A 22,036-nucleotide genomic window follows, 5' to 3' on the forward strand; every position below is an offset into this window, starting at 1 on the left:
CGAGGAGACCAGCCGCCTGCTCAACGAACTGCGTATCGACCATCTGCGCCACGCTCCGGCCTCGGGCCTGTCGGGCGGCGAGCGGCGGCGGTGCGAGATCGCACGGGCGCTGGCGGGCAAGCCGAGCTTCATGCTGCTGGACGAACCCTTCGCCGGAATCGATCCGCTGGCCATCGCCGACATCCGGCAGGTCATTCGCTATCTGGCGGGCGAGGGGATCGGCGTGCTGATCACCGACCACAACGTCCGCGAGACGCTGGAGATCATCGACCACGCCTCGATCATTTCGGGCGGGGCGGTGTTGTTCGAGGGCAAGGCCGAGGACGTGATCCGCGATCCGGAAGTCCGCCGGGTCTATCTGGGCGACATGTACGGCTGACGCCGCGGGCGCGCCCGAGAAAAGAGGAGCGCCGCATGACCCACCGTATCTACGCCATGAGCGTCGCAAGCGTTTACGTTCACTACGTCGCCAAGGCGGAGAAGAAGGGACGGACGAAGGCCGAGGTCGATCAGGTCATTCTGTGGCTGACCGGCTTTTCGCAGGGTCAGCTGGAAAGGCATCTGGCCGACAAGACCGATTTCCAGACCTTCTTCGCCAAGGCGCCGGCGCTGAACGCCAATCGGGACAAGATCACCGGCACGATCTGCGGCGTGCGCATCGAGGAGATCGAGGACCCGCTGATGCGGGAGATCCGCTACCTCGACAAGCTGGTCGACGAGATCGCCAAGGGGCGGCCGATGGAGAAGATCCTGCGCGCCTAGGCCCCGCGGCGGCCGAAGGGGCGGCTGGGCGCTATGCCCGGGTCCCAGGCCGGGCGACCCCAGTCGACGGCGCGGGGCGTCTCGACCGGCGGGGCCTGTTCCGAACGGACCGGAGCCGGCGCGGCGTCCGGTCCGAAGTCGAAGATCGGCTTGTACTCACCCTCGCGCTCGCGTTTCGCCGCCGCGATCGCCGCATCCATGTGGTCGTCGTCATAGAGACCCCGGCGACTGCCGCCGTCCGTCGCGTCGGGATCGCGAGGATCGGGGCCGAAGCGGTTGGGACCTTTCGTGCCGGGCAGCAGGGTCATGATGAACAGGATGAGGTTGCAGAGTCCGCCGACCGCCATGATCAGACCCATCTGCGCGAAGGCCTGTACGATCGCCGCGCCGCCCGCACCGTCGCCGGCGCCGGCCGCCACCGCACCGGCCAGCGTCTGGCTCATCAGGATCGGGGAAAGGGCCCCCGGTGCGACGAGGAGTATCCACCAGCCCGATTTGCCGATGTCGTGCAGCCTGCGAACGAGGACCGCATAGGTGGGCAGGCAGAGCGCCACGACGATCAGGCAGAAGATTCCGAACCAGGTGGAGAAGCCCTTCAGGGCGGCGCTCGCGTCGGGATTGCCGAATGCCGCAATGGACATGCCCAGACTGCCGCCGGTCACGACGCTGTAGAACAGCATGAACAGCCAGTACTCTGAGCGACTGGCCCGGCCCGTGAAGACGGCGTAGCGGATCAACGGACGGAACATCAGCATGCGGCGGCCCCAACGTCGCGAGTTCGGACCACCTGTGCGCGAAATCAGTGAAAAGCTCGCCAACGGCAATGGTTAAGGCGAACGCCGTGATGATGTTCGGCGTCCGTTAACTGCTTCGGCCACAAGGTGGCCGTCAGCAAGTTTCGGGCCAGACGGCCGGATAGGGACCGCGGTGCTCGGACAAAGGCTCGAAATCAGGCAGGGGCAGGGGCTCGTCATCACGCCCCAGCTGCAGCAGGCGATCAAGCTGCTGCAATTGTCGAACCTCGAGCTGGAAGCCTTCGTCGAGGCCGAGCTGGAGCGCAATCCGCTGTTGCAGCGTGAGGACGCGGAGCCGGGTGAAGCGTCCGATCCGACCCCCGAGCGCATCGAGACCGCCGACCGCGCGGAAATGAGTTTCGAGGACGGTCGTGCGAGCGACGCGGGCGACGCGGTCGATGCCCGTTCTGATGACGTCTATGGCGATGCCGCGCCGGGCGAGCGAACTTCGGACCGGATGGAGGACGGGCAACCCGGGCTTACCGACTGGTCGCGCGCTGGCTCCGGCGGTGGTCTGCCGGACGGCGAGGGGCGGGAGCAGCCGGATACGCGCGATGCCACGCTGTGGGAACATCTGCAGGCGCAGGCGTCACAGGCCGGCTTCTCGGCGTCGGACCACGGCATTGCCCTGACCCTGATCGATATGGTCGACGAGGGCGGCTATCTGCGGGGCGAACTGGGCGAGGTCGCGGAGCGCCTGGGCGTGCCGGTCGAGCGGATCGAGGCGGTGCTGGCGGCCTGCCACGGCTTCGAGCCTACGGGCGTGATGGCCCGGTCTGTGCCCGAATGCCTGAAGCTGCAGCTGATCGAGCGCAACCGGTTCGATCCGGCGATGGACGCCCTGCTGGACAATCTGGATCTGCTGGCGAAGCGGGATCTCGCCGGGCTGCGCAAGGTCTGCGGCGTGGACGCCGAGGATCTGGTGGAGATGATCGCCGAGCTCAAGGCGCTGACGCCCCGGCCCGGTGCGGGCTTCGGCGGCGAGCCGGCCCAGACGGTCATTCCCGACGTGCATGTGCGGGCCGATCCGGCCGGCGGCTGGAAGGTGGAGCTGAACTCGGACACCCTGCCGCGGCTGATCATGGACAAGCGCTATCACGGCGTGGTCTCGGCCGGCACGCGGTCGGATACGGAAAAGACCTTCGTCGCCGATTGCGCGGCCCAGGCCAGCTGGCTGGTGAAGTCGCTGGATCAGCGCGCGAAGACGATCCTGAAGGTCGCGTCGGAGATCGTGCGCCAGCAGGACGCCTTCCTCGCCTTTGGCGTCGAGTTCCTGAGGCCCCTGAATCTCAAGACCGTCGCCGACGCCATCGGCATGCACGAGTCGACCGTCAGCCGGGTGACATCCAACAAGTATGTCTCGACCCCGCGCGGCGTGTTCGAGCTGAAGTTCTTCTTCACGGCGGCGATCCAGTCGTCCGACGGCGGGGCATTGCACTCGGCCGAAGCCGTCCGGCACCGGATCAAGTCGATGATCGACGGCGAAGGCCGCGACGGCGACGTTCTGTCCGATGACCGCATCGTCGAACTGCTGAAGGAGGCGGGTATCGATATCGCGCGCCGGACCGTGGCCAAGTATCGGGAAGCGCTGCGGATTCCCTCGTCGGTGGACCGCAAGCGGCTGCTCAAGGCCGGCTGACTTCCCTGCGACCAATCGCGCAAGCGTGACTGTCGAATTCGGTGTTCGTCGTTGACACCAAAACGCATCGGTCGCGTTCTATCGACATGCAAGTCCAAGTCAGCGGCAAGCACGTGGATGTCGGCGAAGCGTTAGGCTCGCGCATCTCCCAGGAACTCGAAGACGGGATCGGAAAGTACTTCGAACGCGGCGCACAGGACGCCGAGGTCGTCGTCTCCAAGGACGGTCACGGTTTCAAGGTGGACTGTTGGGTCCGCCTGGCCTCGGGACAGTCCATCGTAACCACCGGTCTTGGCGGCGACGCACACGGCGCTTTCTCGGATTCTCTCGACAAGCTCGAGAAGCGGGTCCGACGATACAAGCGTCGTCTGAAGGATCACCACATAGGTCCGAAGCGCATGTCTCCGGAGAAGACCGAAGACGCCGCCCGCGACGTGGCCCGCAGCATCGTGCTGCGGAACCCGGACACCGTCGAGGACGAAACCTTCGGCGAGGCGGGCCGTCCGGACGAACCGCCGCCCCTCGGTATGGTGATTGCCGAGACCGAGGCCGAGATCCGCACCATTACGGTCGGACGCGCGGTCGCGGAGCTCGACATGACCGGATACCCGGTCGTGGTGTTCCGCAACGCAGCGCACGGCGGCATCTCCGTGGTGTACCGCCGGCCGGACGGAAACGTCGGCTGGATCGACCCCGAACGACGCGGCGTGTCCCTGAACGGGAACGGTTCGTCAAACGGTCACAAGTCATAGTCTTCCCATGGAAGGGCGGGTCGTCTACACGGCGCCCGCCCAATCCGGGATTGAGTCGGGGTTCGAATGGACATCGGTGAGTTGCTGGCGGACGACGGCGTCGTTCTGCGCGGCGGTGCGTCGTCCAAGCGTCAGGCGTTGCACGTGGTCGCAGATGTGGCTGCGGAAACGCTGGGTCTGACGACTGAGCGCGTTCTTGAGGCGCTGCTCGAGCGTGAGGCGCTGGGCTCGACCGGACTGGGTTCGGGCGTGGCGGTTCCGCATGCCCGCGTGCCCGGCCTGGCTCGCGTCACGGGCGTCTTCGTGCGTCTGGATACGCCTGTGGCGTATGGCTCTGTCGACGACCAGCCGGTGGATCTGATGTTCGCCCTGTTCGCGCCGCCTGCTGCGGGGGCAGAGCATCTGCGGGCGCTGGCGGCCGTGTCGCGCGCCCTGCGGTCGTCGGAGATGCGCGAACGTCTGCGTCAAGCCCATACGGCCGATGCGATCCGGGCGCTGTTTGTGCGGGACACGGCGCCCGCGGCGGCCTGACGGCTTCCTGAGGACGGCTAAAGGTTTATCACGGCGACCACCGCGGGCTCACAGCGGGCACGGCGTACCCGCGCCTGTACGAACTGTCGCGCCTTTGCGGTAAGCAGAGAAATGATGGGTCGCGAAGCGACCGGGAGGGTGTTGGTCACTGTGGCCCGTGAGCGATGTTCCGAGTGCCGTTGCCGTCGTGTTCGCTGTGGGTCGCCATGCCCGCTGTGATGAACCGGCACCTAATCAGTGAACCGACACCGGCTCCAGCTCGTGGGCGACGGCGGTGGCGAAGGCGGTCTCGCGGTCCAGCATGACGGCGAGACGCTCGCCGTCGGCGCCGTGGACGGCGTAGAGGGTCGCGTCAGGATCGACGTCGAGGCCGCGAATGGCGGAGACGGGTACGTCCTCGATGACCTCGGCGGCGCGGATCTCGCGCACATAGACCAGGTCGGGGGCGCCGAGATCGGCGAAATCCTTGGTGTTCATCTTCTCGGGCGTCATTTGACCGCCTCCTTACTCTGTACCAACGCCCGTCGGGCGTCCGGGTTCGGCCCCTTTCGCGGCGGCCGTGAAACCGTGGCGATCAGGCCGCGGTGATAGGGATGCGGCGGACCGCCGGAACATCCTCGGGGCGGCTCAGCTCCACGTGCAGCAGACCGTGCTCCAGCTTCGCCTCGTCGACCTCCAGACCGTCGGCCAGCACGAAGCTGCGGACGAAGCCGCGGCCGGCGATGCCGCGATGCAGGAAGGCCTGCGGATCCTGCCCGCCGTCCTCGCGCTTGCCGGCGATGGTCAGCTGTCGGCCTTCGAGGGTGATCGCCAGATCGTCGGGACCAAAGCCGGCGACGGCCAAGGTGATGCGCACGGCGCGCTCGCCGCGTTGCTCGACATTGTAGGGTGGATAGCTGTCGCCCGCGGCGCGGGCGGCCCGGTCGATCAAGGCCCGGGTGTGGTCGAAGCCGAGCAGGAAAGGGCTGTCGAACAGGATGGTTCGCGTGGTCACGTCAGTCTGCCCCCGAAGCGAGCGATCTATCGTCCCGCGTCCCGAAACCGGCGGCGCGTCGACAGGCCCAAGATGGGGCTTGAACGGCCGCGGTTCAACGCCTGTCGAACACCACCGTGTCGGCCGACAGCCGGCCTCCGCCATGGGTCGCGAACACCAGTCCGGCCAGCACGCACATCATCGGGCCGAACAGTTCGCGCGCCAAAGCTTCGCCCGGGGCCTGCAGACCGCTGAGCAGCCAGATGGCGACGGCGAAGTTCACGGCCAGCAACAGGCCGGCGATGCGGGTGAACAGGCCCGGGATCAACAGCAGGCCGATCAGGAGCTGGGCCCAGACGGACATCGGCGCGGCGATCGCGGGCATGGGGCAGTTCAGGCCGGTGAGGAAGGTCTCGAACTCGGGGATCCGCTCGGCAGAGACGATGTTGTCCCACACGCCCCAGACCAGAAAGCCGCCGAGGTAGAGCCGTAGCAGGGCGAAGGCGACGCCGTCCCCGCGCGCCAGCCCCGGAAGCATCAGCCTGTCGATCATCGCGTCCTCCCCGCGTTTGCGTGGAGCGTGACCGAAACCGGAGGGGAAGGCCACATATGGAGAAGGCCCCGCAGTTTCCTGCGGGGCCTTCGTGGTGGAGCTTAGCGGAGTCGAACCGCTGACCTCTTGCATGCCATGCAAGCGCTCTACCAACTGAGCTAAAGCCCCAAACCTTCGGTCGAAACCTCGGGCCGGTCCGGCGGGGGTATTGGTGTGGCCCCCCGTCAAGGCGGCGGAACCTATGTCAGGCCCGATTGGTGATCAAGCCCGGTTCCGCATTATTTTTCACTTCCTTACATCGGAGGTGAAAAGGGGTGAAAAAACAAAGCTGAAGTCACCGATATCAGCGCTTTTTCACCCCGATTTCAGTCAGTCCTCGTCCTTCTCGGGCTTCACGAGGTCGTCCTCGAACGAGTCGTCGTCCTCGTCCTCGATAAACGGCACCGAGTCATCGTCGTCGTCGTCGCCGATGTCGTCATCGTCGTCGCCGGCTTCGCCCATGCCCGGCTCTTCGGTCGGGTCGGTCGGGGAGTCGTCGTCATCGTCGGGCGTCAGGATCGGCTCGTGGCCTTCCTCGTCGATTTCCGGGGTCGAGACGGCTTCGTCCTCGTCCTCGTCACCGTCGGCCGACTTGTCCTTGACCTGATCCTCGGCCTCGTCATCGGCCGGATAGCCGGCCGGACGGCCGCGACGGCTGCGCAGCTTGATGGCTTCTTCCGGATCGAAGTCCGTGGCGCACTTGGGGCAGTGTGCGGGACGACGGTTCAGGTCGTAGAATTTGGCCTGGCAGTTCGGACAGACCTGCTTTTGGCCCAATTGGGGATCGGCCACGGGGCGCCTCTCGCATCAGGGGGAATTCGGGCGGCTCCCTTGCCACCCCTTGGGGCCGCTGTCAAAAGCGTTCTCCGCGCCACCCGTGCCGGATTTCGACTTCGGAGACCGCCGGGTGACGAACCCCACGCAATTGACCGCCCGCCGCAGCCCCGCCCTGAAAGGCGTCGTCAGGGCTCCGGGCGACAAGAGCATGTCGCATCGATCCATGATCCTTGGCGCGATGGCGACAGGCGTGACCGAGGTCGAGGGGCTGCTGGAGGGCGATGACGTTCTGGCCACCGCGCGGGCGGTCGAGGCCTTTGGCGCGACAGTGGAAAGGCTTGGCGAGGGACACTGGCGCGTGACCGGGCAGGGCGGGTTCCGCCAGCCGGCCGACGTCATCGATTGCGGCAACGCGGGCACCGGGGTCCGCCTGCTGATGGGCGCGGCGGCCGGATATCCGATCACGGTGACGTTCGACGGAGATGGCTCGCTGCGAAAACGCCCGATGAAGCGGGTGACCGGGCCTCTGGAGCAGATGGGCGCGCGGTTCGGGTGGCAGGCGGCCGAGGACCGGCTGCCGGTCGAGCTGTCTGGCGGATCGCTGACGTCCATCGACTATGTGCAGACGGTTGCCTCCGCGCAGGTGAAGTCGGCGATCCTGCTGGCCGGGCTGAACGCCGACGGTGTGACGACGGTCGAGGAGCCGGAGAAGAGCCGGGATCACACCGAGCGGATGCTGCGGGCCTTCGGGGCCGAGGTGGATGTGACGCCCGGGGGCGAGGGCTGGGTGGTGTCGCTGCAGGGCGGACAGCCACTGACGGGGACGGCTGTGTCTGTGCCCGGCGATCCGTCCTCTGCGGCCTTCCCGCTGGCGGCGGGGCTGGTCGTTCCGGGATCGGAGGTGACGGTCGAGGGGGTGATGCTGAATCCGCTGCGCACCGGCCTGTTCGACACCTGGCTGGAGATGGGCGCGGATTTGACGATCTCGAATCGGCGAATGGCCGGGGGCGAGGAGGTCGGCGACATCACTGCGCGTCACTCGACGCTGAAGGGCGTGGTCGTGCCGGAGGATCGCGCGGCCTCGATGATCGACGAGTATCCGATCCTCGCAGCCACCGCAGCCTTCGCCGAGGGGCAGACGGTCATGCGTGGCGTTGGCGAGATGCGGGTCAAGGAGAGCGATCGCATCGCCCTGATGGTTGCGGGCCTTCGCGCTTGTGGGGTCGAAGTCGAGGAGGAGCCGGAGGGCTTCATCGTCACCGGCGGCGTGGTGCGCGGCGGGGCGACGGTGCAAACCGCCCACGACCACCGCATCGCCATGAGCCATCTGGTGCTGGGACTGGCGGCGGCCGAGCCGATCTCGGTGGACGAGCCGGGCATGATCGCGACCAGCTTTCCGGGTTTTGTCGAGTTGATGAATGGCCTCGGGGCCGATATCGCGGCAGGCCAATGATTGCTTCCCTGATCATCGCCGTCGACGGACCGGCCGCCTCGGGCAAGGGGACGATCGCGGCGCGGCTGGCGCAGACCTATGGCCTGCCGCATCTGGATACGGGTCTGCTGTACCGGGCCGTCGGCGTGGGCGTGCTGGATGCGGGCGGGTCGCTGGATGATGCGGCGTTCGCCGAGACGGTGGCGCTGAAGCTGGACGCCAGCCATCTGACCGACACCGACAGGCTGACCAGCGGCGAGGCGGGCGAGGCCGCCAGCCGGATCGCGGGCTATCCCGGCGTGCGCGCGGCGTTGCTGGCCTTCCAGAAGGCGTTCGCGGCGCAAGCGGGCGGGGCGGTTCTGGATGGGCGGGATATCGGCACGGTCATCGCGCCAGAGGCCCCGGCCAAGCTGTTCATCACCGCCACGCCGGAAGTGCGCGCGACCCGGCGCTGGAAGCAGCTGACCGCGCGGGGGCAGGACATCGCTTTCGAGGCCATGCTGGCCGACATCGTCAAACGGGACGAGCGGGACGCCGGGCGGGGCGCGGCGCCCATGGTGCAGGCTGAAGACGCCGTCTTGCTGGATACGACCGACATGGGTATAGAGGCGGCCTTCGATGCGGCCCGCCGTATCGTCGAGGCGGCGCGCGCGAAACACGGCCTTTAGGCCCGGATCGCAAATCCAACGCTCCCACCCTCGATAGCCGCGGGCGTTCTGGCTGCCTTTTCAGGCCTCGCGTCCCGACGACCTGCCTTTCTGACATCTCCACTTTGCGCGTGGCCGCCCGGCTGCGCGCCGAGCCCTTTTTCTCCAACCCCAGAGTTACATGACCGATACCCTCACCCCTACCCGCGACGACTTCTCGGCGCTGCTCGACGAAACCCTTCAGGGCCGTGACCTCGGCGAAGGCCAGGTCGTCCACGGCCGCGTCGTCGGCATGGAAAAGGACATCCTGATCATCGACGTCGGTCTGAAGACCGAAGGTCGTATCCCGGCCCGTGAATTCGGCATCGGCGAAGGCGCCGTCATCCCGAAGGTCGGCGACAACGTCGAAGTCTACCTGGAGCGCGTCGAGAACGCCCTGGGTGAAGCGGTCATCAGCCGCGACAAGGCTCGTCGCGAGGAAGCCTGGACCCGGCTGGAAGTCGTGTTCGCCGACGGCCAACCGGTCAACGGCACCATCGTCGGTCGCGTCAAGGGCGGCTTCACCGTCGACCTGGGCGGCGCCTCGGCCTTCCTGCCGGGCTCGCAGGTCGATATCCGTCCGGTGCGCGACGTCGCTCCGCTGATGGGCAAGGAACAGCCCTTCGCCATCCTGAAAATGGACCGTCCGCGCGGCAACATCGTCGTGTCGCGTCGCGCCATCCTGGAAGAAGCTCGCGCCGAACAGCGCACGGAGCTGGTCGGCCAGCTGCAAGAGGGTGAAGTTCGCGAAGGCGTCGTCAAGAACATCACCGACTACGGTGCGTTCGTCGATCTGGGCGGCATCGACGGCCTGCTGCACGTCACCGACATGTCGTGGAAGCGCGTCTCGCACCCGTCGCAGGTCCTCGCCGTCGGTGACACCGTCAAGGTCCAGATCGTCAAGATCAACCCGGACACGCAGCGCATCTCGCTGGGCATGAAGCAACTGCAGGCCGACCCGTGGGACGGCGTGGAAGCCAAGTATCCGGTCGGCGCCAAGATGTCGGGCCGCATCACCAACATCACCGACTACGGCGCCTTCGTGGAGCTGGAAGCCGGCGTCGAGGGCCTGGTGCACGTCTCGGAAATGTCGTGGACCAAGAAGAACGTCCACCCGGGCAAGATCGTCTCGACCTCGCAGGAAGTGGACGTGGTCGTGCTGGACGTCGACGCCTCCAAGCGCCGCATCTCGCTGGGCCTGAAGCAGGCCCAGGACAACCCGTGGGATGCCTTCGTGGCCGCTCACCCGATCGGCTCTACCGTCGAGGGTGAAGTCAAGAACGCCACCGAGTTCGGTCTGTTCATCGGCCTGGACAACGACATCGACGGCATGGTGCACCTGTCGGACCTGGACTGGAACGTCTCGGGCGAGGAAGCCATCCAGCGCTACCGCAAGGGCGAAACCGTCAAGGCCAAGGTCCTGGACGTCGACGTCGAGAAGGAACGCGTCTCGCTGGGCATCAAGCAGCTCGGCGGCGATCCGATGGAAGGCGACACCTTCAAGAAGGGTCAGCAGATCACCGTCACCGTGACGGCGATCGAGACCGGCGGCATTGAGGTCAAGTTCGGTGAAGACGACGCTCCGGCGACGTCGTTCATCCGCAAGTCGGACCTGTCGCGCGACCGCAACGAGCAGCGCACCGAGCGCTTCTCGGTCGGCGACCGCGTCGACGCCATGGTCACCGGCGTGGACAAGGCCTCGCGCCGCGTCTCCGTCTCGATCAAGGCGCTCGAGATGAAGGACGAACAGGAAGCCATCGAGCAGTTCGGGTCGTCGGACTCGGGCGCCTCGCTGGGCGACATCCTCGGCGCCGCGCTGAAGAACGCCGGCAACAAGGAGTAAGGTTCTCTCGCCACCGGCGATTCAACCTGAGGAAAGGCGGCCGGAGCGATCCGGCCGCCTTTTTCCTTGGTAAACAGCGAACGTCGCTATGTACGACGGCCAACATTTGCGCCAGAAATCGGAATGCAGGGGGTTTTTCCCGTGCCGCGCGAGGGTTAGGGTGGGGTCTGCATCCCCTCATGGATGCACCCGTATGTGCCCGGGGTGGGCTGAACAGGGCGGGGGCCAGATGATCAAGTCCGAGCTGATCGAGAAGCTCGCCAGTGAAAACACGCACCTGACCCATGCAGAGGTCGAGCGCGTGGTGAACGTCGTGCTGGGCCGTATGGTCGATGCACTGGGCGATGGCGGTCGGGTGGAGCTTCGCGGCTTCGGAGCCTTCTCCGTTCGCGGGCGTCCGGCGCGCGCCGGGCGAAATCCGCGCACCGGCGAGGCGGTCGATGTTCCGGCCAAGGCCGTACCGTTCTTCAAGAGCGGCAAGGAACTGCGCGAGCGACTGAACGCCACCGACTAAGCCTACAGGAGACGATTGATGAGCCTTTTCGGCGAGTTCCGGGAATTCATTTCGCGCGGCAACGTCATCGACCTCGCGGTCGGCGTCATCATCGGCGCCTCGTTCGGCAAGATCGTCACCAGCCTGGTCGAACAGATCGTCATGCCGCCCATCGGCTGGTTGATCGGCGGAGTCGATTTCTCGGCGCTGAAGTACACCCTGCCGATCAACCCGACCAATCCGACCGGTGATCCGGCATCGATCGAGTACGGGGCCTTCATCAACACCCTGATCCAGTTCCTGATCGTGGCCTGGGTGATCTTCATGATGGTGAAGCTGATCAATAAGCTGAAGCGCGAGAAGGCCGCCGAGCCTGAAGCCGCGCCCGCCGGCCCCACGCCGACCGAAGCCCTGCTGATCGAGATCCGCGACGAACTGAAGGCTCGCCCGAAGGCCTGATCCCTCAGGCTTTGGAGTGGCTGGAGGCCGCGACCAGCGGCCGACGCTCGCGTGCGCCTTGCGTCAACGGCACCGGACGCAGGCAGAACCCCTGATCGCCGTCCCATGGCGTGGGCGACCACGCCTCATGTGCCGCCTCGTGCTCGAAGATCACGTGACAGTGGCCCCAGCCGCCCTCGCGCCGGGCGCTGTCCGCGAAGGCGCCAAGGCGAGCCAGTTGCAGCGGCGAGACGACCGGCAGGCGCAGCTTGGCCGCGCCCAGCTGTTTCGCCGCGCCCTTCAGCGCCGTCATCAGCAGCGGCACGGCCTCGGCATGTTCGGCCAAGGCCTCCAGATCCACGATCTCCAGCACCGGCGGTTCGAGGGTATTGCCCTTGGCCATCTGCGCCATCGCATAGCCGACCATCGCGCCGTCGCGTTCCACGGCCAGCAGCAGCGGCGCCTGGGTCTGGTCCGGATCGGCCAGACGCCAGCGCAGGGTCGCCGGGCTGCGGTCTGACAGGAATCGGTCTTCCGAGGCCAGAGCCGTCCAGAAGGCGCCGTAGGGCGAGGCGTCCGCGATGTCTTCCAGCAGGGAGACACCCTGAGGCAGGGCCAGGCGCACCGCGCGACCCAGGCGGTCGTTCATCAACTGCTCGTCCAGCCGGGAAACGGTGTCGGGCGCGAGGCGGTGCAGGGTTTTCAGCACCTTGCCGGCGATCAACGGCAGAGGCGCGACCGGCCAGCCCAGCTTCAGCGCATGAGTCTGTTCGGGCCAAGGGATCATGCCGTGCCGGGCGTAGAGTGGCTGGGACACGACATTGGCGTTGAAGGTCCAGCGGGCGAACAGGCCCTTCTGGGTGTGGAAGGTGCGGATGATCCGCTGACCCTGCCCGCGCGCCGAGGGCAGGACGATGATCGAGAAGCCGGTAGCGCCATAGAGCGTCCGACCCCGGTGCTGGAAGCGCTGGATCAGGTTGCCGACGTGGCCGGCCAGTTCGCCGTCGCCGGTGTCGATCACCCAGCCAGCCGGGGCGTCGATCTCCGCGCGGGCTGGATTGGCGTGCAGCCACCGCCAGCCCGCCAGCGACCGCGCCGGCCAGCCCACGGCGCGGTGCAGGGCCTGCACGCCGGGATAGTCGGTTTCGTCGAGGATGCGGATCGGCACGGCTGTCTCGTTCCGGGAGGCTCAGGCTTGTCTGAATGCGGCGTTGCATGGACCGGACCAGTGGACTGTCCGGATTCAGAATTTGACTCCGGAGCGAGGTGGAACAAAAAAGGAACATTCAGGCTTTCCCATGCGCGATGTTCTCGACCCCGCTCCTCTCTCCGGACCCGTTTCCGCAGCGCCCCGCGCCGCTGGAAGAGGCGTGCGCGGGCGGGCCGCGGGACATGGCGGCGACCCTGCTGTTCGCCCTGTCGCGGCGGGACGAGGCGGACGGGCGACCGGTGCTGATCGCCGCGCCGCGCAGCTGGTTCGGCGAGCACGGCAAGCCCTATGGGCCGGGACTGGGCGGGACCGCCTTCCTGATGACGCCGACATCGACGCCGGCCGAGGCCCTGTGGGTGCTGGAGCAGGCCCTGCGATCCGGGGCGGTGGCCCTGGCGCTGGGGGCGATCGACGGCGCGACTCTGGCGCAGACGCGCCGGCTGGAGTTCGCGGCCAGGCATGGCCAGTCGACAGGGGTGCTGCTGCCCCGGCGGCTGGACGGACTGAGCGCGGCGCGGCGGCGCTGGCGGATCGCGGCGACGCCCAGCGCGGGCGATCCTTTCGATACGAAGGCGCCCGGCCCGTCGCGGCTGGATGTCGAACTGGTGCGTGGACGGGGCGAGCGGCCGGGCGTGTGGCGGCTGGAGCAGGTCGATGAGACGCATCGTCTCCGTCTGGCTGATGGACTGGCCGATCGCGGTGCGGCTGAGGGCGCTGAAGGCGGCGCGGCGGCCGGGCTTGCCGCCTGAGCCGGCGCTGGAGCCGGCCAACCCCTTCGCCCTGATCCTGAAGAACAGCCGCGGGGCGGCGGTGATCCACGCCCTGAACCCGGCCGCGCGGGCGGCGGGGCTGAGGCGCGGCCAGACCCAGGCGGACGCCCTGGCCATGATCCCGCGCCTGATCTGTCAGCCGGCGGACACGGCCGCCGATGTGCGGGCGCTGGAGGCGCTGGCGGTCTGGGCCGAGCGGTGGTCTCCCTCGGTGAGCCTCGATCCGTCCGGCGAGGGGCTGGAGGGACTGTTTCTGGACGCCACGGGCGGGACCCATCTGTTCGGCGGCGAGGCGGCGCTGATGGAACAGATGCGCGCGCGGCTGGCCGAGGCGGGCATGTCGGCGCGGCTGGCCATGGGGCCGACGCCGGGCTCAGCCTGGGCCTTGGCGCGCTGGGGGCAGGGGAACGCCGCCCCGATCGCGCGCGAGGACGATGTGTCCGAGGCGCTGGCGGACCTGCCGGTCGAGGCGCTGCGGATCGACGACCGCACCCTGACGGCGGCGCGGCGGTTCGGTCTGACTACCATCGGCAGCCTGTACGGCATGCCGCGCAGCGGGCTGGCGCGCCGGTTCCGCGACGGGGATGCGGTGGGGCTGGTGCGGCGGCTGGATCAGGCGCGGGGGCATGCGGCCGAGGCCCTGACCCCCGTGCGGACGCCGCCCCGCTATCGCGCCTGGCAGGCCTATGCCGAGCCGCTGGGCGATCTGGCCGGGGTGGAGACGCGGCTGCCTGAGCTGCTGGACGATCTGGCGAGGGCGCTGGAGCGGGACGGGCAGGGCGCGCGGGCCCTGACCCTGACCGGCTTCCGCACGGACGGGGAGACGACCCGACTGTCAGTGCGCGCCGGCCGGCCGGGACGGGAGGCGTCGATCTGGCTGCGGCTGTACCGCGAGGCAGGGCTGGGACGGCTGGAGCTGGGCTTCGGTCTGGACGCCCTGATGCTGACGGCCGACGTCGTCGAACCGATGCTGGCCCGGCAGGGGGCGCTGGAGAGCGAGGCGGAGGCGGCGCAGGCCGAGGGTCTCGCGGCGCTGGTCGACCGGCTGAGCGCGCGGCTGGGCGAGGATCGGGTGCTGACGCCTGAGGCGGTGGACAGCTGGATCCCTGAGCGGGCGCAGCGGCTGCGGCCCGCGCTGGGCCGAACGCCGACGACGGATGCGAGTGAGACGGGGCGGCGACCGATCCTGCTCCTGGACCCGCCCGAGCCGGTCGAGGACCCGATGTTCGACCTGCCGGACGGGGCGCCGGTGCGCTTCACCTGGCGGCGGGTCAGCCGCCGGGTGACCCGCGCCGACGGGCCGGAGCGGCTGTCGCCGGAGTGGTGGCGGCCCCGCCCGGACGGCCGCGAGACTCGCACCCGCGACTACTACCGCATCGAGGACGCCGAGGGCGGCCGCTACTGGCTGTTCCGCGAGGGGCTGTATGGCTGGGACTATTCGGGCGCGGACGACGAACGCCGGGCGCCGTCGTGGTGGCTGCACGGAGTGCTGCCTTGAGCGGGTGGACGGGGGAGTACGCCGAGCTGGGGGCCATGACCAACTTCAGTTTTCTGGAGGGGGCGGCGCATCCGGGCGAGCTGATGATGCAGGCCAAGGCGCTGGGGCTGGCGGCGGTGGGGGTGGCGGATCGCAACACCCTGGCCGGAATGGTCCGGGCGCTGATGGATGCGGACAAGTATGGCATCCGGCTGGTCGTCGGTTCGCGGCTGACCTTCACGGACGGGACCGAGCTGATTGTCTTTCCGCGCGACCGAGCGGCCTATGGCCGGCTTTGTCGTCTGCTGACGCTGGGCAAGAGCGAGGCAGTGCCGCAGGAGGGGGCGAACCCGGACGACGACCGGATCACCAAGGGCGAGACGCGACTGACCTTCGAACAGGCGGTCGCACTGGGCGAGCGGATGATCGCTCTGGTCCCTGCCCCCGAGCGTCCGGACACGGCGTTTGAGGCGCGGCTGACGGATTGGCGGCGGGCCTGGCCCGACGATCTGTATCTGGCCGTCGCTCCTCTGTGGCGCGGCGATGACCGGCGGCGGCTGAACCGGCTGGCTGGCATGGCGACGCGGACCGGCGCGCCGATGATCGCCACCAATGCGGTGCTCTACGACAAGCCCGACCGGCGGATGCTGCAGGACGTTCTGACCTGCATCCGCGAGGAGACGACCATCGATCGGGCCGGGCGTCGGCTGCAGGCCAATGCCGAGCGCTATCTGAAGCCGCCGACCCAGATGGCGCGCCTGTTCCGCGGGCATGACGCGGCGCTGGCGCGGACTATGGACGTCGCGCGGGCCTGCACCTTCTCGCTGAAGGAGCTGAGCTATCAGTACCCGGACGAACCGGTGCCGGAGGGCTGGACTGCGCAGCGTCGGCTAATCCGGCTGACGTTCGAGGGCGCGCGGGAGCGGTGGCCGGACGGTGTGCCGGAGAAGGTCCGCGACACGATCGTCAAGGAACTGAAGCTCATCAAGTTGCTGAAGTATCCGAACTACTTCCTGACGGTGCATGACATCGTCGGCTGGGCGCGGCGACAGGACGACCCGATCCTGTGTCAGGGGCGGGGCTCGGCGGCCAACTCGGTGGTCTGTTTCTGCCTGGGCGTGACCAATGTGAACCCGGCCGAGCAGGATGTGCTGATCGAGCGCTTTATGTCGGCCGACCGGGCCGAGCCGCCGGACATCGACGTCGACTTCGAGCACGAGCGGCGCGAGGAGGTGATGCAGTACGTCTACGATCGCTACGGCCGCGACCGGGCGGGCATCGTGGCGACGATCATCCACTACCGGCCTCGCTCGGCGATCCGCGACGTGGGCAAGGCGCTGGGGCTGACCGAGGACGTGACGGCGCGCATGGCCGACACGGTCTGGGGCTCGTGGGGCGACGCGGTGAAGAACGAGCACGTCGACCGCACGGGACTGAGCCGGGACGACGCGCGGATGAAGCTGGCGCTGGAGCTGACTGCCGAGCTGATCAAGTTTCCGCGTCATCTGAGCCAGCACGTCGGCGGCTATGTGCTGAGCCAGACCCCGCTGATGGAGATCGTGCCCATCGGCAATGCGGCGATGGAGAAGCGGACCTTCATTGAATGGGACAAGGACGACATCGACTACCTGAACCTGATGAAGGTCGATGTGCTGGCGCTGGGGATGCTGACGGCGCTGAAGCGGTCGTTCGACCTGATCGATCAGGCCTACGGAACGCGATGGCTGCTGCACACCGTGCCGCGCGAGGCGCCCGAGGTTTACGACATGCTGTGCAAGGGCGACTCGCTGGGCGTGTTTCAGGTCGAGAGCCGGGCGCAGATGGCGATGCTGCCGCGGCTGCAGCCGAGGGTCTTCTATGACCTTGTGGTCGAGGTGGCGATCGTCCGGCCCGGCCCGATCCAGGGAAAGATGGTGCATCCCTATCTGCAACGGCGCGCCGAGCGACGCGCGGCGCAGGCGCGGGGCGAGACCTATGTCATCGACTTCCCGCACCCCCATCCTGATCACGGGCATAGGGACGAACTGCGCAACGTGCTGGACAAGACGCTGGGCGTGCCGCTGTTCCAGGAGCAGGCAATGAAGATCGCCATGGACGCGGCGCTCTACACACCCAAGGAGGCCAACAGTCTGCGTCGGGCCATGGCCACCTTCCGGCACATGGGCACGATCGGCGAGCATGAGCAGAGGTTCGTCAGTCGTCTGATCGAGCGGGGCTATGACGCCGTCTTCGCCCAGAGCTGTTTCGACCAGATCAAGGGCTTCGGGGAGTACGGTTTCCCGGAGAGCCACGCCTGCTCGTTCGCCCACCTCGTCTATGTCTCGGCCTGGGTGAAATGCCTCCATCCCGAGGTGTTCACCGCCGCCCTGCTGAACAGCCAGCCGATGGGTTTCTATGCTCCGGCCCAACTGGTGCGCGACGCGATCGAGCATGGCGTCGAGGTGCGCCATCCGGACGTGAACACGAGCGACTGGGACGCGACGCTGGAGGTCCGGACAGGGCATGAGACCCGCGCCCTCCGGCTGGGTCTCCGCTCCATCGACGGGTTCCGCAAGGAGTGGGGGGATCGCATCGTCGAGGTCCGGGCGGATCGTCCGTTCACGGATCTGGAGGATCTGCGGCTGAGGGCGAAGCTGCCGCCGGCGGCGCTGGACCGGCTGGCCGAGGCGGACGCCTACGGCTCGCTGGACCTGACCCGGAGGCAGGGGCTGTGGGCCGCGCGGGGCGCGCCGCCGGCGGCCTCGGCGCCGCTGTTCGAGGCGATGGGGCTGGTCGAGACTGACGGCCGACCGCCCGAGGCCCTGCCGGCGCTGTCGCCGTCGGAAGAGGTGGTGGGCGACTACCAGACCCTGCGCCTGTCGCTGAAGGGGCATCCGGTCAGCTTCCTGCGCGGGCATCTGGAGCAGGCGAAGGCCATCGCGGCCAAGGACTATGTCGGCCTGCCGAACAACCGCCGGGTCCGGGTCGGCGGGGTGATCCTGGTGCGGCAGAGACCGGGCACAGCCAAGGGCGTCTGCTTCATCACCCTGGAGGACGAGACCGGCGTCGCCAATCTGGTGCTGTGGCCCGATGTGTTCGAACGCTTCCGGCCGGTGGCCATGGGCGCGCGGATGGTGCTGGCGACCGGCCGGGTGCAGGCCGCCGACGGCGTGACCCATCTGGTGGTCGAGCAACTGGACGACTGGACCCCCATGCTGGGCCATCTGAGCCAGAGCCCGACGCCGGGTTCGGGCCATGCGCCGGCGCAGTCAAACCGCGGCCGGCATCCGCGCGACGTGCGGGTGCTGCCGGGCTCACGGGACTTTCACTGAGGGCTCAGCCCCCGGCCGCGGCCTTGCGGATCGAGGGTCGGGCGGCGGGTTCGGCTTCCAGTGGTACCGATAGTTCCTCGACCGGGAACTCGCGGCCGTCGTGGTCTTCCTGCGTCAGGTAGAAGCTCTTGAGTTCGCCGACGCTGTCGGCGTGCAGCAGTTCGACGGCGGCGCCGGAGGCATTGGCCTCGCGGGCGAGGCGCAGGGCGCACTGGAAGGCGGCGGCGCGGGAGGAGAAGCGGCCCAGTTGGCGGCGTTCGGACACCACGCGCCAGTCCTCCCCGCACAGCAGGATGGCGTAGCGCACCAGCCGCTCGGCTTCGGGCAGGCTCTGGTCGAGGGTGGCGGCGAGCGCCTCCGGGCTGGTTCCAGCGGCGAGGGCCAGATCCGGATCGCGCTTCTGGGCCTTGTCGGACAGCATGGCGGTGATCGCCTGCCGGTCGACCGGACGGGCGTAGAGATAGCCTTGGCCGAGCGCGCAGCCGAAGCTGCGCAGCATTTCGGCCTGCATGGGGTTCTCGATACCCTCGGCGACAACGCGGATGCCCAGCTTGGAGGCCATGCTCAGCAGGCCCTCGACGATGGCGGCGCTGCGGCTCTCGGGCTCCATGCGGGCGACGAAGGACTTGTCGATCTTGATGATGTCGACCGGCACCGAAAGCAGGTGGGTCAGGGAAGCGAAGCCGGTGCCGAAGTCGTCCAGCGCCACCTTCAGCCCGTTCTCCCGCAGCTTCTGGATCTCCAGCGCGATGATCCCGTCCTGCCCCATGTAGGTCGTCTCGGTGACCTCCAGGATGATGTGGTGCAGCGGCACGTCCTCGCGCTCGAAGGACTGGCGGATAACGTCGTGCAGGTCGCCGCCCTGGAAGTCGGCGGAAGAGACGTTGATGCCGACGTGCTGGAACCAGATGCCCTGGTCCAGCCAGGCGCGGACGTCGCGGGCCACGATGTCGAGCATGCAGCGCGTCAGGCGGGTGGCCGTGTGGATGTCGGTGGTGGCCTCGAAATAGTCGCCGGCCGGGATGATCTGACCGTCCGGCGTCCGCACGCGGAACAGGGCTTCCAACCCCACGATCTCGCCGGTGTCGAGCCGGACGACGGGCTGGTAATGGGCGTCGATCCGGCTTTCGCGCAGGGCCTCGCCGACATCGCGAATGGCCCCGAGGCGGCGGTTCATGCTGGTGCCCAGGCCCGGCGTGTAGACGACGATACCGCCCTTGCGGGTCTCCTTGGCGTGATAAAGGGCGAAGTCGGCGTTCTGGCGGATCTCATCGACGGGAATGCCCGGTTTCGCGGCGGCGCAGCCGATCGTGGCACGCGGCGAGACCAGATGACCGTCGCAATCGACCGGGTCGGTCAGTCGGGCGAGAATCTGGTCGGCGATGGCGCTGGGCATGGCCGAGACCAGATCGCCCTCGACGATGACCGCGAACTCATCGCCGCCGAGGCGGAAGACGCGGTGGGGCGCGGCGCCGGCCTGGATACGCTCTGCTGCGGCGCGCAGCAGGCCGTCGCCGGCCTTGTGTCCGAAGGTGTCGTTGACGGTCTTGAGGTTGTCCAGATCGATGATCAGCAGCGCCCAGCAGTATGACGAGCCCTCGCCATAGCGTGCGGTCGCGGCGTTGAAGGCGGCCCGGTTCGGCAGGTCGGTCAGCATGTCGCGATAGGCGAGGCGGTGCTGGGCAGCCGCTTGCTGGTCGCGTTCCATGGCGATGGCGCACAGATGGATGCTGGCCTGAACGACCTCGGCTTCCTTGGGCGTATGGGCGCGGGGGCGGCGGAAGTAGAAGGCGAAGGCGCCCAGCACCTTGCCGTCGCGGCCGACGATCGGCGTGGACCAGCAGGCCTTCAGACCCAACGGCAGGGCCAGCCAGGCGTAGGGCTTCCAGCGGGGATCGGTGGCGATGTCGACCACCTCGACGGACTCGCCCAGGAAGATCGCGGACCCGCACGAGCCGACGTCGGGGCCGACTTCCAGCCCGTCGAAGGAGGCGGAGAACTCGGGCGGCAGACCCGGGGAAGCCAGTGGGTGGAGCCGACCATGGTCATCCACGCTCAGAATGGAGCAGACGACGTCGGGGAGCATCTCCTCGACACGCATGCACAGGGCGGTCGCCGTGACGGCGAGCGGTTCGCCGCGGGCGACCATCTCGAGGATGTCGTTCTGGAGCAGCAGCATGGATGGCACCTCAGCGCGAGGATGCTGCCTTAAGTTGCGTTAAGGCTCCGTCAGACGATGTGGCTAACCGACATGGTTGCGGACGGGTACCGCAAAGCTTGTATCAGCCGACCTTCTGGTGCCGCCACTTCCAGACCCGATAGACGATGATCGGCAGGAAGCCGACGACCAGGGCGGCGATCAGCGCGCCCCAGAAATCCAGCTCCAGCCAGCGACCACCCAGACCCGCCGCAAGACCTGCGAGCGGCGGACCCAGGAAGGGAAGCCACGCGGGAGGTTTAGGCATCGACCTTGATGACGCCGCGACGGATCTGGTCGAGTTCGATCGAGTCGAACAGGGCCTGGAAGTTGCCGTTGCCGAAGCCCTCATTGCCCTTGCGCTGGATGATCTCGAAGAAGATCGGGCCGAAGGTGTCCTGGGTGAATATCTGCAGCAGCAGGCCTTCCTCGTCCGAGCCGTCGATCAGGATGCGGTTCTTGCGCATGCGCTCGACGTCCTCGCCGTGGTTCGGCAGGCGTTTGTCGATCAGTTCGAAATAGGTCTCGATCGTGTCCTGGAAGTCGACGCCGCGGGCCTTCATTGTCTCGACTGTCGTGAAGATATCCTCGGTCGTCAGGGCGATGTGCTGGATGCCCTCGCCGTTGTAACGACGGATGAACTCCTCGATCTGGGAGTTCTCGTCCTGGCTCTCGTTCAACGGAATGCGGATGGCGCGGTCGGGCGCGATCATCGCCTGCGAGAACAGGCCGGTCGCCTTGCCCTTGATGTCGAAATACTTCTGCTCCTCGAAGTTGAAGACCGAGTTGTAGAAGCCCGACCAGGTGCGCATCTGGCCGCGACGGACGTTGTGGGTCAGGTGATCCAGAACCTCGAGGCCCACCGAGTTCTTGCGCTCGGCCTCTTCCCAGCCCTCGACCTCGGTCCAGCCGTCGTACAGCGAGCCGGTCTTGCCGTACTGGTCGACGACGTAGAGCAGCGACCCGCCGATGCCCTGCAGGATGTAAGGATAGTCGCCGCCCAAGGCGCCGCCGGCGACGCCTTCGGCCGCGCGAGCGCCACGGGCGAGGGCGCCCTCAAAGGCTTCCTTCGCATTGGCGACGCGGAAGGCCATGCCGTTGGCGGAGGGACCGTGGTCCTTGGCGAACTCGACGGCCTGACCCTTCGGCGACCGATGCACCAGCATGGTGATGTCGCCCTGCTTGAGGCGGACCACGCCGGTTTCCGGATTCACATGCGTCTGCGTGAAGCCCATCAGCTCAAGACGCGAGATCATGGCCAGCGGCTCGGGACCGGTGAACTCGACGAACTCGAAGCCGTCGACGCCGAGGGGGTTTTCCTGATCGATGCGGGCAGCGTCAGTCATGGGGCGTCTCCTG

22 protein-coding genes and 1 tRNA gene are annotated in these 22,036 nt (G+C 67.8%); 13 read left to right on the forward strand and 10 right to left on the reverse strand.

Going from position 1 to position 22,036, the window contains the following annotated elements:
• Positions 1-379, forward strand: a 379-nt coding sequence (locus ABDZ95_RS05005; protein ID WP_343791315.1) for an ATP-binding cassette domain-containing protein, incomplete at its 5' end; no start/stop codon positions are given.
• Positions 380-414: 35 nt separating this feature from the next.
• A complete protein-coding gene (locus ABDZ95_RS05010) occupies positions 415-762 on the forward strand; it encodes a DUF2200 domain-containing protein (RefSeq protein ID WP_343791317.1) in 348 nt (115 codons plus the stop codon).
• Here ABDZ95_RS05010 and ABDZ95_RS05015 read toward each other — a convergent pair.
• Positions 759-1,517, reverse strand: coding sequence for a DUF805 domain-containing protein (locus ABDZ95_RS05015; RefSeq protein WP_343791319.1), 759 nt, complete (start codon positions 1,515-1,517; stop codon positions 759-761). The genes ABDZ95_RS05010 and ABDZ95_RS05015 overlap by 4 nt on opposite strands.
• A gap of 172 nt (positions 1,518-1,689) precedes the next feature.
• Between ABDZ95_RS05015 and rpoN the strand changes: the two genes are divergently transcribed.
• The 3 genes from rpoN to ABDZ95_RS05030 all read left to right on the forward strand — a co-directional run bounded on the left by rpoN (position 1,690) and on the right by ABDZ95_RS05030 (position 4,478).
• Positions 1,690-3,195 (forward strand): RNA polymerase factor sigma-54, encoded by a 1,506-nt coding sequence (rpoN, locus tag ABDZ95_RS05020; protein WP_343791321.1) that lies wholly within the window; start codon positions 1,690-1,692, stop codon positions 3,193-3,195.
• Positions 3,196-3,281: 86 nt separating this feature from the next.
• A complete protein-coding gene (gene hpf / locus ABDZ95_RS05025; RefSeq protein ID WP_343792275.1) occupies positions 3,282-3,947 on the forward strand; it encodes a ribosome hibernation-promoting factor, HPF/YfiA family in 666 nt (221 codons plus the stop codon).
• Positions 3,948-4,013: 66 nt separating this feature from the next.
• On the forward strand, positions 4,014-4,478 hold the full coding sequence (locus ABDZ95_RS05030) for a PTS sugar transporter subunit IIA (RefSeq protein WP_343791323.1): 465 nt from the start codon (positions 4,014-4,016) through the stop codon (positions 4,476-4,478).
• A gap of 234 nt (positions 4,479-4,712) precedes the next feature.
• Here the strand turns inward: ABDZ95_RS05030 and ABDZ95_RS05035 are convergent, their stop codons facing one another.
• The 5 genes from ABDZ95_RS05035 to ABDZ95_RS05055 form a co-directional block, all read right to left on the reverse strand.
• Entirely contained in the window at positions 4,713-4,970 is a 258-nt protein-coding gene (locus ABDZ95_RS05035) for a DUF1150 domain-containing protein (protein ID WP_343791325.1), read from the reverse strand.
• A gap of 82 nt (positions 4,971-5,052) precedes the next feature.
• Entirely contained in the window at positions 5,053-5,472 is a 420-nt protein-coding gene (locus tag ABDZ95_RS05040; RefSeq protein WP_343791327.1) for an Hsp20 family protein, read from the reverse strand.
• Between the two features lie 94 nt (positions 5,473-5,566).
• Entirely contained in the window at positions 5,567-6,004 is a 438-nt protein-coding gene (locus tag ABDZ95_RS05045) for a DoxX family membrane protein (protein ID WP_343791329.1), read from the reverse strand.
• A gap of 92 nt (positions 6,005-6,096) precedes the next feature.
• Positions 6,097-6,172 (reverse strand) — tRNA-Ala (locus ABDZ95_RS05050).
• Positions 6,173-6,373: 201 nt separating this feature from the next.
• A complete protein-coding gene (locus ABDZ95_RS05055) occupies positions 6,374-6,835 on the reverse strand; it encodes a TIGR02300 family protein (protein ID WP_343791331.1) in 462 nt (153 codons plus the stop codon).
• Positions 6,836-6,968: 133 nt separating this feature from the next.
• Between ABDZ95_RS05055 and aroA the strand changes: the two genes are divergently transcribed.
• The 5 genes from aroA (at position 6,969) to mscL (ending at position 11,733) form a co-directional block, all read left to right on the forward strand.
• Positions 6,969-8,273, forward strand: a complete 1,305-nt coding sequence (gene aroA / locus ABDZ95_RS05060) for a 3-phosphoshikimate 1-carboxyvinyltransferase (RefSeq protein ID WP_343792277.1) — start codon at positions 6,969-6,971, stop codon at positions 8,271-8,273.
• Positions 8,270-8,920, forward strand: a complete 651-nt coding sequence (cmk, locus tag ABDZ95_RS05065) for a (d)CMP kinase (RefSeq protein WP_343791333.1) — start codon at positions 8,270-8,272, stop codon at positions 8,918-8,920. The genes aroA and cmk overlap by 4 nt, the downstream gene beginning before the upstream one ends.
• A gap of 160 nt (positions 8,921-9,080) precedes the next feature.
• A complete protein-coding gene (gene rpsA, locus ABDZ95_RS05070) occupies positions 9,081-10,781 on the forward strand; it encodes a 30S ribosomal protein S1 (protein ID WP_343791335.1) in 1,701 nt (566 codons plus the stop codon).
• Between the two features lie 229 nt (positions 10,782-11,010).
• The gene (locus ABDZ95_RS05075) at positions 11,011-11,295 is read left to right on the forward strand and encodes an integration host factor subunit beta (protein ID WP_343791337.1); all 285 of its coding nucleotides are present in this window, start codon (positions 11,011-11,013) and stop codon (positions 11,293-11,295) included.
• Positions 11,296-11,313: 18 nt separating this feature from the next.
• On the forward strand, positions 11,314-11,733 hold the full coding sequence (gene mscL / locus ABDZ95_RS05080; protein WP_343791339.1) for a large-conductance mechanosensitive channel protein MscL: 420 nt from the start codon (positions 11,314-11,316) through the stop codon (positions 11,731-11,733).
• A gap of 4 nt (positions 11,734-11,737) precedes the next feature.
• Here mscL and ABDZ95_RS05085 read toward each other — a convergent pair whose 3' ends face one another.
• Positions 11,738-12,880, reverse strand: a complete 1,143-nt coding sequence (locus ABDZ95_RS05085; RefSeq protein WP_343791341.1) for an N-acetyltransferase — start codon at positions 12,878-12,880, stop codon at positions 11,738-11,740.
• 224 nt (positions 12,881-13,104) lie between these two features.
• On the opposite strand from ABDZ95_RS05085, the gene ABDZ95_RS05090 reads away from it, so the two are divergent.
• From ABDZ95_RS05090 to ABDZ95_RS05100, 3 genes are read left to right on the forward strand one after another with little or no spacing between them, the layout of a single operon-like run.
• Entirely contained in the window at positions 13,105-13,671 is a 567-nt protein-coding gene (locus tag ABDZ95_RS05090; protein WP_343791343.1) for a hypothetical protein, read from the forward strand.
• Positions 13,577-15,190 carry a Y-family DNA polymerase gene (locus ABDZ95_RS05095; RefSeq protein WP_343791345.1) on the forward strand — a complete coding sequence of 538 codons (1,614 nt, stop codon included), beginning with the start codon at positions 13,577-13,579 and terminating at the stop codon, positions 15,188-15,190. Before ABDZ95_RS05090 ends, ABDZ95_RS05095 begins: the two co-directional genes overlap by 95 nt.
• Complete coding sequence (locus ABDZ95_RS05100) at positions 15,187-18,480, forward strand: error-prone DNA polymerase (protein WP_343791347.1); 3,294 nt, start codon at positions 15,187-15,189, stop codon at positions 18,478-18,480. Before ABDZ95_RS05095 ends, ABDZ95_RS05100 begins: the two co-directional genes overlap by 4 nt.
• Before the next feature lie 4 nt (positions 18,481-18,484).
• Here the strand turns inward: ABDZ95_RS05100 and ABDZ95_RS05105 are convergent, their stop codons facing one another.
• From ABDZ95_RS05105 to hppD, 3 genes are all read right to left on the reverse strand, one after another.
• Complete coding sequence (locus tag ABDZ95_RS05105) at positions 18,485-20,659, reverse strand: putative bifunctional diguanylate cyclase/phosphodiesterase (protein WP_343791349.1); 2,175 nt, start codon at positions 20,657-20,659, stop codon at positions 18,485-18,487.
• Positions 20,660-20,762: 103 nt separating this feature from the next.
• Positions 20,763-20,945 carry a hypothetical protein gene (locus ABDZ95_RS05110; RefSeq protein WP_343791351.1) on the reverse strand — a complete coding sequence of 61 codons (183 nt, stop codon included), beginning with the start codon at positions 20,943-20,945 and terminating at the stop codon, positions 20,763-20,765.
• Entirely contained in the window at positions 20,938-22,023 is a 1,086-nt protein-coding gene (gene hppD / locus ABDZ95_RS05115; RefSeq protein ID WP_343791353.1) for a 4-hydroxyphenylpyruvate dioxygenase, read from the reverse strand. The genes ABDZ95_RS05110 and hppD overlap by 8 nt, the downstream gene beginning before the upstream one ends.
• Positions 22,024-22,036: the final 13 nt, after the last annotated feature.

The organism is Brevundimonas kwangchunensis (assembly GCF_039523815.1).
Taxonomy (GTDB): Bacteria; Pseudomonadota; Alphaproteobacteria; order Caulobacterales; family Caulobacteraceae; genus Brevundimonas; species Brevundimonas kwangchunensis.